Origin of the sequence: Mycolicibacterium aromaticivorans JS19b1 = JCM 16368, assembly GCF_000559085.1 — a bacterium.
GTDB classification, from domain to species: domain Bacteria; phylum Actinomycetota; class Actinomycetes; order Mycobacteriales; family Mycobacteriaceae; genus Mycobacterium; species Mycobacterium aromaticivorans.
Window position 1 is genome coordinate 1,000,149 of sequence record NZ_JALN02000001.1, and the last position, 14,381, is coordinate 1,014,529.

The following is a 14,381-nucleotide window of genomic DNA, read 5'->3' on the forward strand; positions in this document are numbered from 1 at the left end:
GGGTCTCAGCCCTTCGCGCGATCGCGAAGAGCGGTCTGCGCGGCCAGCTTTCCCGGCAGCGCACACACACCGCCGACCGGGTGAGTGCCGGCCCCGCTGAGGTACAGCCCCTTTACCGGGGTCCGATACGCACCGAGACCAGGCGCCGGCTTCAACGGTCCGAACCGGGTGATCAACGGATCGACGTGGTAGACATTGCCGGCGGGCGCATTGAAGCGCTGCTCGATATCGGGGCCACCCAACACCGCCCGGTCGATCTCGAGACTGTCGAGTCCCTCGTAGTACAGGGCGCAGTCACGCAGTACGGAATCGCCGATCTTGTCGCGGACGTCCTCCCACGGTTCCCGTGGGGTCACCGGAATCACCCCCGACCACAGCCACAGGTTGCTGCGCCCCGGCGGAGCCTGTGACGGATCGACCGCGGACGGGATGATCGCGCAGCTCACCGGCACCGGGTCGGGCCATTCGCCGCGGACCAGCGAGTTCCATCCGGCGTCCTGTTCCTCGAGCGTGTGCCACGCGACGAGATACTTGCGCAGGTCGAGATCGTTGCCTCGCCACTTCTCGTGGCGCTGCATCGACACTTCCCCGTCGATGGCGACATTGATCTTCAGCGATGTGGCATGCGTCTTGCGGATCGGGATGTCCTTGGCCCGCGCTGACAGCTTGGTGTCCAAAACCCCCTGGGGCAGAAGCTCATTGAGCGTGATCACCGGATTGCAGGTGGCGATCACGGCGGTGCGCGCCTTGACGACCTGCCCGGTGTCGAGCTGCACACCGGTGACCCGATCGCCGCTCATCACGAATTCGTGGACCCGACTGTCGGTGTGGACCGTCCCCCCGAGCGCGAGCAGGCAGCGATGCAGCGCTGCCGGCAGCGCACCGGTGCCCCCGACCGGCATCCCGTTCGCAACCTTTTGCACCACGCCCAGGTAGATCATCGCCCACGCCGTCATGTCCAGGCGCATCTGGGAGAAGGCCGCCATCGCCGCCAGGGCACCCTTGGGCAATTCGGACTCAAAGGTCTCTTCCAGGAACTCGGTGTGCGATGCGGTGGCCATGTGCCGCAGCGACCACAGCCGCTTGGGGTGCCGGGCCGCGCGGGCAAAAGCTTTGCCCATCTCGGCATTCCACGGCCGCAGCGGATGCGACTTCATATAGGCGACCACCACATCCATGGCCGGGTCCAGCGCATTGGCCAGATCCAGCCATGCCCGCGCATCCTTCGGCGAAAATCGCCGCAGTTCGTCGGCGGTGCGGCTGGCGTCCTTCCAGATCGCCAATGAGCTTTCATCCGGAGCTAATTGGACGTGGGCGGGATCGACCGAGATCTGCCGCAAGCCGTACTTGTGCAATTCGAGGTCCTCGGCGACCCCCGACAACTGAAATATGCCGGTGAGCTGGATAGCGCCCTCGTTGAAGAAATGTCCGGGTGCGCTGGGCAGGGTGGCGTTGGTCGACGTCATACCGCCGACCGTCGGTGACGCTTCGACGACGGCGACGCTGTGGCCGGCGCGAGCCAGATAACAGGCGGCCGTCAGCCCGTTGTGTCCCGCGCCGACGATGACGTAATCGGCTTCAGCGGGCAGCGGCTGGGGTTGGGTTTGCGATGACACGGGGTGCACTTCTCCTCGAGAGTTACGGCGTTGTGGGACCGGGCAGCATGTAGGACGGCGGAGTGATGATCGAGTCGGGATTGACCGACATCCAGCTCCAGGGGATGAAGTACGCCAGTGCCGCCCACACGGCGCAGAACCCGATGACTGCGAGCAGCTTCACCGGCGTCCGGAACTGGCTGGGCCAGCGCTGGATTCCGCGATGTAAGAACGGAGTCCCGTCCGCACTGTCGTGGGCTGACATCCGCAGATAGGTGAATCCGGCGGCGTAGATCGCGACGAAGATGCTCTCGTACACCGGGAACTGATAGGGCGTGCCGGCGAACAGGGTGAGGGCTTCCCACGCGCGGGGGAAGGCGTAGACCCGGGTGCGGATGAATACCTGCTCGATCACCATGTCCACGCAGAAGATGGCGACGAACGCCACGCTGAACGACCGAATGTTGGGGATGCTCGGGTAGCGCCGGCGCAGCGCGAGGATGATGCGGCACTCGATGGCGGCCAAACCAATGCCCAGGTAGAGGTACTGCGGCACGAACCAGGCCAATCCCTCGGCGTATCGCGTCGGTCCCTGGTGCAGCGGGAAGAACGCCAGCCACGATCCAGCGTTGAGCGCGTGCGCATTCCACGCGAACGTGTAGTGAAAGTAGTTGATCAGCGGGTCGATACCGGAGGCGAGCAGCGATCCGATGACGATCATCCCGTCTAGGGTCAGCTTGCGCTGCACGATCAACGGCTTGATGAGGAACACCCAGATGGTCGCCGCGGCGATCAGCAGGCTGACCACCTCGATGACGCGCAGCACCACCAGCGCGGTGCCGTCGAATACATCCGGCCCCTGGATGGGCGCCGGGCCGAACTGCGTGTCGGACAGAACCCATCGGGTCCACGCCTGCCCGACGAACAGGATCCACGCGACACCCAGTAGCGCCCACAGCGAGACCGCACCTCGTTGCGCGTCGGCGCCGAGCGTGTCTGGAGTGGTACGGCGGGACGGACTGTCGGTCAGCACGGGGTGCTCAACGGTTGCCGATGAACGTCGCGGTCTCACCCGTCAGCGCCGAGAGGCCGAGCAATTCGGCCAACAGCTGGCTGGCCGGATTGTTCAGTGCCATCGGCGAATCCGGCGGCATAAGGCCCATCGCGATCATCATGTGTGCGGCCCGCACCATGATGATGGACAGTTTGGTGGCGGCGAGGATCTCGTAATAGTCGATGTCCACCGGGGTGTAGCCGGTGATCGACGTGTAGTACGCCAGAGTGTCGGCGCGATCCGGAATGCCCTCCGGGAGCGGAAATCCGATCCCCTCGGTGTGGTGCCGCATCAGGAACAGCCACCAACCGAGGTCGAGTTCACGGCAGCCCAGGGTCACCATCTCCCAGTCGAGCAGCGCGGCGGCCGACAGGTCGTCGGCGAAGATGATGTTGCCGACCCGGGCGTCACCCCAATTCAGCACCGTCGCCGACGGCGCGGCGGGAACATTGTCGGCGAGCCATTCCAATGCGTGCTCGATGGTGGGATTGGCCTCCCCGTCGGCCGCCCAGGTGAACGACTCACGCCAGTTGGCGAGCTGGGCGTGCACTCCGCTGCCGTTGGCATCGGTGTCCAAGAAGTCCAGGCCCAGCGCCCGCCAATCAGCGGCGTGGATCTGTGCGAGCGCATTGATACTGTTGTGCCACATGGTGGTTCGTTGCTCCGGGGTGAGATCGAGGACCCACCCACCCGCGGTGAACGGCGGATCATCAGAGGGCACCCGGCCGTCGACCCGCTGCATGACCAGGAAGGGCGACCCGAACACCGCCGGATCCTGCTCGTAGAAATACACCTCGGGTACCGGCACCCCCACCGAGCCAAGCGCAGCGATGACACTGGCTTCCTTGCCGAGGTCATACGACGCGAACACGCCTTGGCCCGCCGGTTGCACCCGGGCCACCATCTTGCGGGTGTGGACCGTCCCAGCCTGGTGCCACGATGCCGTGAACAACACCGTTTCGTTGGACAGACCTGCCGAGGCAGGAACTTCCAGGTCGGTCACCTGAACATGTTGGGCTCCATCGATTTTCGATTCCATCCACGCGGCCAGTCGCCGCGATGCATCCTCGGTGTCGATCTCGTTCTTCAACGCCATGTCGGTGTTCCTCTCACGCTGTCGGTGTGGGCAGCAGGCGGTGACCGAGCATCGCCCGCTGGTAGGTGTCGAACCAGATCTCCTGGTAGGTGGCATGGGTGACCCGCCCGTGGTCGTCCTCCCACCGATAAACGCTGTCGTGGAACGAGACGTTGGGCCAGGCGGGAAGTACCGCCGACGCAATGGCTTCGCCGCGGAAACGGTAGGTGTCACCGCACGCGTCTTGCGCGGTGATCTCCTGGCGGGTGGCCAGGTGGATGGTGGGGTGGTACTCGAGCACGTCGCGACGCACCGATGTGACGGCTCGTGTTTCGTCACCACGTTGCACCCATGCGTAGTGGTGCGACGGACGATCGCCCACCTCGTACAGGCCCGCCCAGCGGGGATCGGTGTCGAGGGGTTCGAAGCTGATCTGGTTGAAGACGAGGTCGGGCCCGAAGTACATGGGCGACCAGCCGACCGGCGGGCTCGGAACCGCCCCGCGTCGTTCCACCCGGATCTGGCGCCAGGACCGGTCCCGCGGCGCGAAGCATTCGACGTCATAGCTGGTGCCGTCCAACCGCAGCTGACCGGTGACGTGCATGAACTGCTCGCTGCCCCCGGGCTGGCGGGAGTGCACGTGATGAGCTTCCTCGCCGGGCATGACGTGCCCGCGGGCCAGCAGCGGCGTGACCGCCTCGGCGATGAGATCGAACGACATGCGGTCGTCGACTGCGGTGTAGCGCAGTCGAGCCACCGCGCCGGGCTCGATGAATTCGATCGAGAAACCGTTGTCGGTGGTGATCGTGTTTCCGTCTACCGTCGGCCACGGCATCGTGATCTCGTAGTCGTGGTAGGCGATGTCGGTCAGTTCGATGTTGTCGTTGCCCTGGAACACGCACACGCCCCCCTGGGACAGCGGGAATGCCGGCTGATAGCGGATATAGAGGAACGCGCCGATCGCGGCCTCGGGAACCGAGAAGCCGAAGTAGTGCGTGTGGATCAGATGCGGATCCCAGCTCTCGCCTGCCGCCGGCAGCGGGATCAGCAGGTCGGTGTCGCCACCATGAATCCCCAATTCCGAACTCACTCCGCACCATCCCTCATGTGAACCTGCCCAACCTTCGCTAACATAACGTCCGATGAACGGACTATCAAGTATGAAAATTCATTCATGGTAGACAATCGCACTGTGCCGACACAGGACAAGCCCGCGACGCGGACCGAACGCCAGCGCGAACGCACCCGCCGGCAACTGCTGGACGCCGGCCGTACCCTGATCGCCTCGAAAGGCGTTCCCGGACTTCGCATCCAGGAGATCACCGAGCAAGCCGACATCGCGCTCGGTTCGTTCTACAACTACTTCCCTTCCAAAGAAGAGTTCTTGGAAGCGGTGATCACCGAGAGCCTTTCGGATCTGGCGTCGGCGACCATCAGCGACGTCGACGATTCGACCGATCCCGCCGAAGTCGTCACCTTGGCCTCGCTGCGGGTGATCAGGTTGGCGTACACCGAGCCCGATTTCGCCCGGCTGATCGTCAACATCGGTCATTCGGAGGCATTGTTCGGGGCCGCCATGCACCCCCATGCCCGGGTGGCCGTCGAACGCGGCGTTGCCAGTGGCCGTTTCGAGATCGCCGATCTCGAGGTATTGCTGACGACGGTGATCGGCGCTGCTTTCGCGCTGATCCGGGAGATTCTCGACGGTCGTCACAATGACCATGCCGAACGCGCGTTCGCCCGCCACATCCTCGCGATGCTGGGCCTCACGCCGGCCGAGGCCAAGGCGGTCGTCACCAAGGTCGCCAAGTCCGAACGGTCCTGACCGGTCAGGCCGTCGCCGGTTCTCTGGCCTTGACGGTGTCGCCCGCCCCGAATACCGCCGCCTTGAGAATGCCGGCCTTCGACTTGATGAACACCTCCTCGTCGGGGCGCGCCACCACGAACGACAGCACCCAGACGTAGGTCAGCGCCAGACCCAGAGTGACCAGCCAGGCGAAGTGCGTGACCCACAGCGAGGCGTCAAGGTTCAGCGCCGTCCACACCGGCCACGCGGCGGCACCATTGGCGATCCCGTCCGACATCGGAATGAAGGCGACGACCAGCGCCAGCCGCCATCCCGGCAGGTGCTGACGCATCCGGTAAATCAGTGCGCCAGCCGTCATCGGCATCAGCGGATTCACGCACACCCACCACAGCGGCAGACCCCAGAAGTTCAGCGGTTGCGGGCCGTAGTACTCATAGGCACCCATGAGTACCCCGGGACTCTCCAGAAAGATGTTGATGAACACGTCGATCACGTAGAGCTGGAAGATCTGCTTGCGGGTCACTCCCGTCGAATAGATGCGAAATGCCAGGTAGGCCAGGCCGCCGACGTACCAGATGTAGACGAAGTTGATGAACAGCGGAAAGTCGCGCCCCATCGAGGAGAACGTCGTCGTGACCGCGCCCTGGCGGATATAGCACAACCCCAACGTGTCCACAATCGGCTCGAACAGGCAGGCAATGCCACCGCCGATCAGGCAGAACAGCAGCAACGGCCCCTTCCCGACAATCAAATGCCGAACCGCGAAGAACACCATGACGACCACCGGAATACCGAGGAAGACGGTGAACAGCACCTCGGGCACGAACGGCATCGGGGTTGTCGGATGCGCGGGAATCGGCGGTGCGGCAAGCACATTGTCGAGCGCGGACATGTCTGTCTCCTTAGGTGCGCATTCATCGGCACCCGGAGCGTAACGTCGAGTGAATCAGTATTCAAGTATGAAAAGTTATTCAGTGATCACGGCAGGATCCGCAACCCCCACTGCGCCAGCAAGGGCTGCACGAGGGTGAAGTACGTCGTGTAGTCGTCGCCGTCGGGCGAGGACATCAAGATGCCGACTGCGCTGACGGTGCCGTCCGGATTCTTGACGAAGCCCGGACTGCCGCTGTCCCCTTCGAGGCTGTAGACGCTGGCTTCGACGACATCACCCTCGACGCCCTTGACTTCACCGCAGGTCTCCCCGGTGACCGCGCCGACCTTGCAGAACGGCATACCGGCGCGAATCTGGCTGGCGCCCAGCACGTCCCGAACCAAGTATCGGCCGCCGACGTCGCCGTTGGGTGGGCCAACGCCGGGGTCGAGACGAATGATGGCCGCGTCCCGCTTGTCGCCATTCACCTCGCTCGCACTGATGGTCCCGAGCAGAGTGTCGTCTTCGCCGTACGTCCACGCCGAGCCGTCGTGCGCATCGCAGTGCCCGCTGGTCAGCAGGTAATTGTTGCCGTCGTTGTCCTGTGCCGCGAAACCCGCTGTGCAGCGACCACTTTCGTCGTCGACCTCGATGCCTGGCGTGGGAGGCGGCGCCGCCATCGCTGGGCTGGCCAAGCCGACCGCAGCGCTCAGAGCAACACTCGCCAGGCACGCGAACCGCCACCGGACACCCATTTCGACCTCCCCTGGAGTGAATCGAGGCGATCGTACGACAGGACCGTGGAAGACTTCGTCCAATGACGGCGAACGTCGCGGTGATCGGTGCCGGCCCGGCCGGGCTGGTGGTGTCGCGGTGGCTGCTGTCGCAGGGTCTCCAACCGTCGATCTTCGAGGAGGGTTCCAGCCTCGGCGGACAGTGGACCGCACGACTTGGCCGAAGCGGCGTGTGGCCGGGCATGCACACCAACACCAGCCGCATCCTGACCGCGTTCAGCGATCTGCCGCTCGACGGCGATCTCGTATTTCCCTCGGGCACAGACATTCTCGACTACCTGCACCGTTACGCCCGCCTGTTCGAGTTGGACTCCCGGATTCGGTTCGGGGTGCGGGTCGATGCCGTCGCCCGCGCCGGACAACGTTGGGTCGTCAGCCATGACGGGATCGACGAACACTTCGACAGAGTCGTCATCGCCACCGGGCGGTTTCACTCCGCGTTCGTCCCGCCGGTGCCCGGCCTGGACACCTTCGCCGGATCAGCCGGTGCGATCACGTCGTATGAGTACCGCGGGCCGTCCCCTTATCGCGACAAGCGCGTGCTGGTCGCGGGGTGCGCGGTGAGCGCCCTGGAGGTCGCCGCCGACCTCGCCGCAGGGGGTGCGGACCGCGTGGTCGTCACTCAACGACGCCAGCGGTATGTGCTGCCGAAGTTCGTGGCAGGCGTGCCGTCGGATCACCGGATGTTCACCCGCTACGGAGCGCTGGCCGACGAGGCGCTGCCGGCCGCCGAGATCGACCGCCAGCTCAAAGAGATCGTCGTCGAATCCGCAGGCAGTCCCGAGCAGTACGGCGCCCCGCGTCCCGCCGAGTCACTCTTCGCTGCCGGCGTGACTCTCAACCAGAACTACTTGCCAGCCGTCGCCGAGGGCTCGATCACGATCCGACCCTGGCCGCAGGCGGTCGACGGCCCCACAGTGAAGTTCGGTGACGGGCACACCCAGGAATTCGACGGCATCGTGTTCGGAACAGGTTTCACGCTGAGCCTGCCGTTCCTCGCCGACGATGTCCGGGCGACGCTCAACCTCGATGCCGGGAAGTTCGACACCGACCGGCACACCTTCCACCCCGATCTCCCGGGGCTGGCCTTCATGGGCATGTGGGATCAGTCGGGCGGATACTTCGTCCCCCTGGAACTGCAGGCGCGCTGGATCGCGTACACCTGGGGCGGCATGATCGCACCACCGGACCATGCCCAGCAGCGCGAGGCCGTCGCCGCGTGCCACTCACTCGGGCCGCGAAAAACGCGAATGAACCTGGCCGCCATCACTTTTGCCCGCGCGGCGGGCGTAGAACCGCGGCTGGAGAATTGGCCGGGCCTGCGGCGGGCGCTGCTGTTCGGTCCGCTCGCGCCGAGTTGCTTTCGACTGGAGGGTCCCGACGCGCTGCCGGCCGCCGCGGCACGGTTCGCCCGGGAGGCGGCCGCCTTCGGCGCCATCACCGACAATGACCTGACCGGCCGAGAGCGCAGCTACTGGTCGGACGTCGAACAGGCCCGTGCGCAGGCTCACCCCACGGTTTCGGGGAAGTAACGGTCGAGCAGCGTTATCGCAAACAAAGCCCGCGCACTCCCCCGCACCGAACCGCAGGCCAGCGAAGAAAATAATGGCGTTCTGGCAAATTTTCTTAGCGACGTATTACCGCTTGGAGCTTGCCACCTTAATTTTGGCCCATACGTTGAACCTCATGTTGATCGACGTTCGCTGGCTTCAGTTCCTGCTGAAGCGCCCCGCGCACAAATAAGCCCGCCCCCGGCGGCGACGCCGGACCTGCCTCTGGGCATGGTCGGCGGTCTCGGCCATCATCGGCGATGCCGATTGTCCCCGCCTTGTGGCCCGCCGCCCCCTGGGCTATCGGGCTGCAGTCATTAAAACCTTCAATGCTCCGGTTTCGGCCGCGTTGGCGAAGGCGTCGTAGGCGGCCTCGAACTCCTCGAAACCGAATCGGTGCGTCACCATCGGCGTGGTGTCCAGACGGTGGCTGGCAACCAGCCCGATGAGTGTCGGCGTGGAATAGGTATCGACCAGGCCGGTGGTGATGGTCAGGTTCTTGATCCAGATGTCTTCCAGGTGCAGGGTCGCCGGCGCGCCGTGCACACCGATATTGGCGACGTGACCGCCGGGGCGGACCAACCGCACCGCCTGCTCAAACGTTTGCGGAAGCCCGACAGCCTCCATCACCACGTCAGCTCCCAGTCCCCCGGTCAGCTCTCCGATGACCGCCGCGGGGTCGTCGCGGCCACTGTTGACCATCATGTCCGCGCCGAACTTGCGGGCCGCCTCCAGCCGGGACTCGGCCAGGTCGATCGCCACGATGTGGCTGGGACTGAACAGTTGCGCAGTCATGATCGCGGCCAATCCGATGGGTCCCGCACCGATGATCGCGACGACGTCAGCGGGACGGACCGCGCCGTTGAGCACTCCCACCTCGTAGGCGGTCGGCAGGATGTCGGCGAGCACGATCATCTGTTCATCGGTGACCCCGTCAGGAACGTGGTGGGTGGAGTTGTCGGCGAAGGGAACCCGCACATATTCGGCCTGGGTGCCGTCGATCAGGTGACCGAGGATCCACCCGCCGCCGCCGAGGCACTGGCCGTAGCTGCTGTCGCGGCAGAACCGGCAGTTGCCGCACGACGAGATGCAGGAAACCAGCACTCGATCCCCGATCGCCAGCCTCTGCACCGACGAGCCGACCTCCGTGACCGTGCCGACTGCCTCGTGTCCGAGGATCCGGCCGGGGGCTACCTCCGGTATATCGCCGCCGAGAATGTGCAGATCCGTGCCGCAGATCGTGGCAGTGTCGACGTGTACCACCGCGTCCGTTGGTTCGTGAATGTTGGCATCGGGAACTTCTTCCCACGCACGGCTACCGGGACCGTGATACACAAGCGCCTTCATGATCGGTGTTCCTCTCTCAATATCATTGCGCAACTGTCCGGTTCGCCGTTGATCTGCTTCACGGTGCCTCGTCGCTCAGCAGCCGGACTAGCTGACGGTCGTCCAGCGCGGTCCAGGCGAGCCACCGATCGGGGGCATCTTCGGGCTCGATGGCTGCTGTCCTGGGTGGCGCACACCCGTCCGGCGCTATCGCCGGCCTGTCCCGTTTGGCGCGGCGCGCCCGCCAGATGCTGTAGGCGAACAGCGAGAGGCACTGAATCACGATGCTCACGGCCGGCTCCCTGCACTGGACGCCCCGTTGGCCACCGTGTCAACGGGCGTCGGGACCGGGATGGGCGGCTGCGGCTCCGGCCGGTCGGCCGCGGATGCCTCCCGCGCCAGAAACGCACCGAGTTCGGCGATGGTCGACATCAACGGCGCCGGAAACACGACGGTGGTGTTCTTGTCCACACCGAGCTCGACCAAGGTCTGCAAATTGCGCAGCTGCAGCGCCAGCGGGTGCGCCATCATGGTGTCCGAGGCGTCACCGAGAGCCGCAGCTGCCAGCGATTCGCCTTCGGCGTTGATGATTTTCGCGCGTTTCTCCCGCTCCGCCTCCGCCTGGCGCGCCATCGCACGCTTCATGCTGTCGGGCAGTTGGATGTCCTTGAGCTCGACCAGGGTGACCTGAACACCCCACTCGATGGTGGTGACGTCGAGGATGTCCTGGATGTCGAGGTTGATCTTGTCGGTCTCCGAAAGCGTCTCGTCCAGAGTGTGCTGACCGACGACCTTACGCAACGTCGTTTGCGCGATCTGATCGATCGCGGAGTGGACGTTCTCGATCGCCACCACCGACTTCACCGCGTCGACAACCTTGAAGTAGGCCACGGCCGACACATCGACACTGACGTTGTCCCGGGTGATGATGCCCTGGGACTGGATCGGCATCGTCACGATCCGCAGCGAGATCCGATGCAGCACATCGACGAACGGGATGATCAGCCGCAGACCCGGTCTGCGTTCCCCCACCACGCGACCCAGCCGGAACAGCACGCCATTTTCGTACTGCTTGACGATGCGCACCGACATGGCGGCGCCCAGCACGAAAAGGACAGCGAGGGTAGCGAGTACCGCGATCAACGTGCTCATCGCCGGCCACCCCTCGCATCTGCCGGCGAGGCGCAGCGTGATCGAGGAGAAGAATCGTGTGCAGAAATGAGTGAAGCCATCATGGTGATCCGGACGTCTGTGCGATCACCGGCATGTCACGGCTCGGAGCAAATGCTCCTGAGTTCTGCGGCGGACAGCCGAACTCATTCCGGACCAGCTGACATTCCCAGCCATACGCAACGCTACACCCCCGCTATAGCCGCCGCTCGTCGGTCACCGCAGCCGGATCGATCAGTCGACTCTCGGCCATCCTCGGCGCGGATCGACAGTGCGATCACGTTGTGCACCAGAAGCATTGGGCTACACATGTTCCGCGAATCGGAAATCACCCACCCAAGTCCACCTGGATCCGCGGCCCCACCTGACGCGATGCGCCTTGCGCGTCGATCGGACCCCATCGAGCGCTCCCCTGGGTTGTTGCCGCGGGCATCCAGCGGCTTCCAAGGATCTTGCTCATCAGACTGCGCCTGCGGCGTGTAGCGTCGGGCATGGTTGAGCACATCAGCCAGTCCCGGACGGTTTGCTGTCCGCCGCTGCGCTTTGTGAGCAGCCTGTCGCACCGGACTCCTCGGTGATGACACCACCATTTGGGATGCACAGTGAACGCTCCGCCAGCCTTCAGCGCCAGTGGCGTTCCGGCCTGCCGATTACACAATGACCGCTGATACGCCTGCTGCCGACCTGAAGTCGGCGCCACTGGCCGAGGTCGAGAATCGACTCGGTTACTCGCCCGATGGGTTAAGCGCAGCCAACGCCGTGAAGCGGTTGGAAAAGTACGGACCCAACGAGATCGCCGAACACAAGACCAACCCGTTGTTGAAGTTCCTGAGCTACTTCTGGGGTCCGATCCCGTGGATGATCGAGATTGCCGTCGTGTTGTCGGGTGCGGTGGGGCACTGGCCGGATTTCTTCATCATCCTGGTGCTGCTGATGGCCAACGGGGTAGTCGGATACACCGAGGAACGTCAGGCCGGCAACGCCATTGACGCGCTGAAGGCCAAGCTGGCGGTCAATGCCCGCGTGATCCGCGACGGTGTGTGGATAACCACCCCGTCGCGGGAGTTGGTGCCCGGTGATGTGATCCGGCTGCGGCTCGGTGACATTGTCCCGGCCGACGCCCGACTGTTGGATGGTGATGAGATCGAGGTCGACCAGTCCGCGCTGACCGGCGAATCGCTGGCCGCCACCCGCGGGGCCGGTGAGGCGGTGTTCTCCGGGTCGATCGTCCGGCAAGGCGAGATCGGCGCCCTGGTCTATGCCACCGGCGCCGGCACCTACTTCGGCAAAACCGCTGAACTGGTTCAGGACGCGCACACGGTCAGCCACTTCCAACGGGCCGTGCTCAAGATCGGCAACTCCCTGATCATCCTGGCCGGCGTGCTGGTGTCGGTCATCGTCGTGGCGTCGCTATTGCGCGGTAACGGCATCCTGACCACCCTGCAATTCGCGCTGGTGCTGACCGTGGCGGCGATCCCCGTGGCGATGCCGACCGTATTGTCGGTGACGATGGCCGTCGGCGCGCGTCTGCTGGCCAAGAAACAGGCCATCGTCAGCCGGCTGGTGGCCATCGAGGAACTCGCCGGCGTGGACGTGCTCTGCGCGGACAAGACCGGCACCCTGACCCAGAACTCCCTGACGTTGGGCACCCCGTTCGCCGTCGACGGCGTCACCCCCGCGGACGTGATCCTCGACGGTGCGCTGGCCTCCCGCTCAGACAACGACGACCCAATCGACCGCGCCGTCCTCGGCGGACTCAAAGACGTCGCAGTCTTAAACCCTTACACGATCACTCATTTCGCACCGTTCGACCCGGTGCACAAACGCACCGAGGCCGCCGTCACAGCCGCCGACGGGACCACATTCCGGGTCGCCAAGGGCGCCCCGCAGGTCATCCTGGCGCTGGCCCACAACGCCGCGCAGATCACGGCGGCCGCCGACAAGGCGGTCAACGATTTCGCCACACGCGGCTTCCGGTCGCTGGGCGTGGCCCGCGCCGACTGCGACGGCGACTGGCAGTTCTCCGGTGTGCTGCCGCTGTTCGACCCGCCGCGCGACGATGCCGCAGCCACGATTTCCACCGCGGCCGCGATGGGCGTCACCGTCAAGATGGTGACCGGGGATGCGCTGGCAATCGCCAAGGAAACGGCCGCCAAGATCGGTCTGGGCACCGATATCCTCGACGCCACCGGCCTGGGCGATACGAAGGAGGACGAATCGGCGGCGGTGGGCAAATCGATCGAGACCTCCGACGGTTTCGCGCAGGTCTTCCCCGAGCACAAATACCACATCGTCGATGTACTCCAGAAGCGTGGCCATATCGTGGGGATGACCGGCGACGGGGTCAATGACGCTCCCGCATTGAAGAAGGCGGACTGCGGCATCGCCGTGTCAGGGGCCACCGACGCCGCGCGGGCGGCCGCGGACATCGTGCTGCTGACCCCGGGTCTGTCGGTGATCATCGACGCAATCAAAGAGAGCCGCAAGATCTTTCAGCGGATGAACAGCTACGCGATCTACCGCATCGCCGAAACCCTGCGGGTGTTGCTGTTCATGACAGTCGCGATCCTGGTGTTCAACTTCTACCCGCTGACCGCGATCATGATCGTGATGCTCGCACTGCTCAACGACGGCGCGATCCTGTCCATCGCCTACGACACGGTGCACTACCGCAATGAGCCTGAGGCGTGGAACATGCGGATGGTGCTAGGAATCGCCACCGTGCTGGGCGTCCTCGGGCCGATCGCCGCGTTCGGCCTGTTTTACCTCGGTGACCGCGTTTTCGACCTCGGCCCTCAGCGCGTGCAGACTCTGATGTATCTCATGCTCTCCATCGCCGGGCACCTCACGATCTTCCTGACCCGAACCCGTGGACCGTTCTGGTCCATCCGTCCCGCGCGCATCCTGCTGCTCGCTGTCTTCGGCACGCAGGCCATCGCCACACTCATCGCCGTGTACGGACTGTTCATGACCCCGCTCGGCTGGGGGTGGGCGGCCGTAGTCTGGGCATACGCTCTGGTGTGGTTCCTCATCAGCGACCGTGTGAAACTCGTCGCCTATCGCATCCTCGATTCGGCGAAAACCCCTGAAGGCCAGGATGAAAGACGCGTCGTCATCGGTCAGGGGTGACGGCGCTCGC

The 14,381-nt window shown here is 64.8% G+C and carries 12 protein-coding genes; 3 read left to right on the forward strand and 9 right to left on the reverse strand.

Annotated features, from left to right (window positions below; all coding sequences use genetic code 11):
- Nucleotides 1–5: 5 nt before the first annotated feature.
- Genes Y900_RS04830 through Y900_RS04845 form a run of 4 tightly spaced genes read right to left on the reverse strand, consistent with a single transcriptional unit; the run spans nucleotide 6 to nucleotide 4,814 of the window.
- Nucleotides 6–1,616 carry a phytoene desaturase family protein gene (locus Y900_RS04830; protein ID WP_051660313.1) on the reverse strand — a complete coding sequence of 537 codons (1,611 nt, stop codon included), beginning with the start codon at nucleotides 1,614–1,616 and terminating at the stop codon, nucleotides 6–8.
- 22 nt (nucleotides 1,617–1,638) lie between these two features.
- Nucleotides 1,639–2,628 carry a spirocyclase AveC family protein gene (locus Y900_RS04835; protein WP_036339616.1) on the reverse strand — a complete coding sequence of 330 codons (990 nt, stop codon included), beginning with the start codon at nucleotides 2,626–2,628 and terminating at the stop codon, nucleotides 1,639–1,641.
- A 7-nt stretch (nucleotides 2,629–2,635) separates the two neighbouring features.
- On the reverse strand, nucleotides 2,636–3,745 hold the full coding sequence (locus tag Y900_RS04840; protein WP_036339619.1) for a phosphotransferase family protein: 1,110 nt from the start codon (nucleotides 3,743–3,745) through the stop codon (nucleotides 2,636–2,638).
- Between the two features lie 13 nt (nucleotides 3,746–3,758).
- Complete coding sequence (locus Y900_RS04845; protein WP_051659887.1) at nucleotides 3,759–4,814, reverse strand: DUF7064 domain-containing protein; 1,056 nt, start codon at nucleotides 4,812–4,814, stop codon at nucleotides 3,759–3,761.
- An 84-nt stretch (nucleotides 4,815–4,898) separates the two neighbouring features.
- Between Y900_RS04845 and Y900_RS04850 the strand changes: the two genes are divergently transcribed.
- A complete protein-coding gene (locus Y900_RS04850; protein WP_036339622.1) occupies nucleotides 4,899–5,549 on the forward strand; it encodes a TetR/AcrR family transcriptional regulator in 651 nt (216 codons plus the stop codon).
- A gap of 4 nt (nucleotides 5,550–5,553) precedes the next feature.
- Here the strand turns inward: Y900_RS04850 and Y900_RS04855 are convergent, their stop codons facing one another.
- On the reverse strand, nucleotides 5,554–6,423 hold the full coding sequence (locus tag Y900_RS04855) for a hypothetical protein (protein WP_036339625.1): 870 nt from the start codon (nucleotides 6,421–6,423) through the stop codon (nucleotides 5,554–5,556).
- An 86-nt stretch (nucleotides 6,424–6,509) separates the two neighbouring features.
- Nucleotides 6,510–7,082 (reverse strand): S1 family peptidase, encoded by a 573-nt coding sequence (locus Y900_RS04860; protein WP_237752667.1) that lies wholly within the window; start codon nucleotides 7,080–7,082, stop codon nucleotides 6,510–6,512.
- A gap of 137 nt (nucleotides 7,083–7,219) precedes the next feature.
- Here Y900_RS04860 and Y900_RS04865 point away from each other — a divergent pair, with 137 nt between their 5' ends.
- A complete protein-coding gene (locus Y900_RS04865; protein WP_036339631.1) occupies nucleotides 7,220–8,728 on the forward strand; it encodes a flavin-containing monooxygenase in 1,509 nt (502 codons plus the stop codon).
- A 318-nt stretch (nucleotides 8,729–9,046) separates the two neighbouring features.
- On the opposite strand, the gene Y900_RS04870 is transcribed toward Y900_RS04865, so the two are convergent.
- The 3 genes from Y900_RS04870 to Y900_RS04880 are packed head-to-tail and all read right to left on the reverse strand — an operon-like array spanning nucleotide 9,047 to nucleotide 11,224.
- A complete protein-coding gene (locus tag Y900_RS04870) occupies nucleotides 9,047–10,093 on the reverse strand; it encodes a zinc-dependent alcohol dehydrogenase family protein (RefSeq protein ID WP_036339634.1) in 1,047 nt (348 codons plus the stop codon).
- A gap of 58 nt (nucleotides 10,094–10,151) precedes the next feature.
- A complete protein-coding gene (locus tag Y900_RS04875; RefSeq protein ID WP_036339637.1) occupies nucleotides 10,152–10,364 on the reverse strand; it encodes a hypothetical protein in 213 nt (70 codons plus the stop codon).
- On the reverse strand, nucleotides 10,361–11,224 hold the full coding sequence (locus Y900_RS04880) for a slipin family protein (RefSeq protein WP_036339639.1): 864 nt from the start codon (nucleotides 11,222–11,224) through the stop codon (nucleotides 10,361–10,363). Before Y900_RS04880 ends, Y900_RS04875 begins: the two co-directional genes overlap by 4 nt.
- 675 nt (nucleotides 11,225–11,899) lie before the next feature.
- On the opposite strand from Y900_RS04880, the gene Y900_RS04885 reads away from it, so the two are divergent.
- Entirely contained in the window at nucleotides 11,900–14,371 is a 2,472-nt protein-coding gene (locus Y900_RS04885; RefSeq protein ID WP_051660314.1) for a plasma-membrane proton-efflux P-type ATPase, read from the forward strand.
- Nucleotides 14,372–14,381 lie beyond the last annotated feature (10 nt).

What these genes read in the sequence shown, in the direction of transcription:
- Y900_RS04840 (WP_036339619.1), bottom strand. Translation starts at nt 3,745, where the DNA reads ATGGCGTTGAAGAACGAGATCGACACCGAGGATGCATCGCGGCGACTG.
- Y900_RS04850 (WP_036339622.1), top strand. Translation starts at nt 4,899, where the DNA reads ATGGTAGACAATCGCACTGTGCCGACACAGGACAAGCCCGCGACGCGG.
- Y900_RS04855 (WP_036339625.1), bottom strand. Translation starts at nt 6,423, where the DNA reads ATGTCCGCGCTCGACAATGTGCTTGCCGCACCGCCGATTCCCGCGCAT.
- Y900_RS04860 (WP_237752667.1), bottom strand. Translation starts at nt 7,082, where the DNA reads ATGGCGGCGCCGCCTCCCACGCCAGGCATCGAGGTCGACGACGAAAGT.
- Y900_RS04865 (WP_036339631.1), top strand. Translation starts at nt 7,220, where the DNA reads ATGACGGCGAACGTCGCGGTGATCGGTGCCGGCCCGGCCGGGCTGGTG.
- Y900_RS04870 (WP_036339634.1), bottom strand. Translation starts at nt 10,093, where the DNA reads ATGAAGGCGCTTGTGTATCACGGTCCCGGTAGCCGTGCGTGGGAAGAA.
- Y900_RS04880 (WP_036339639.1), bottom strand. Translation starts at nt 11,224, where the DNA reads ATGAGCACGTTGATCGCGGTACTCGCTACCCTCGCTGTCCTTTTCGTG.
- Y900_RS04885 (WP_051660314.1), top strand. Translation starts at nt 11,900, where the DNA reads ATGACCGCTGATACGCCTGCTGCCGACCTGAAGTCGGCGCCACTGGCC.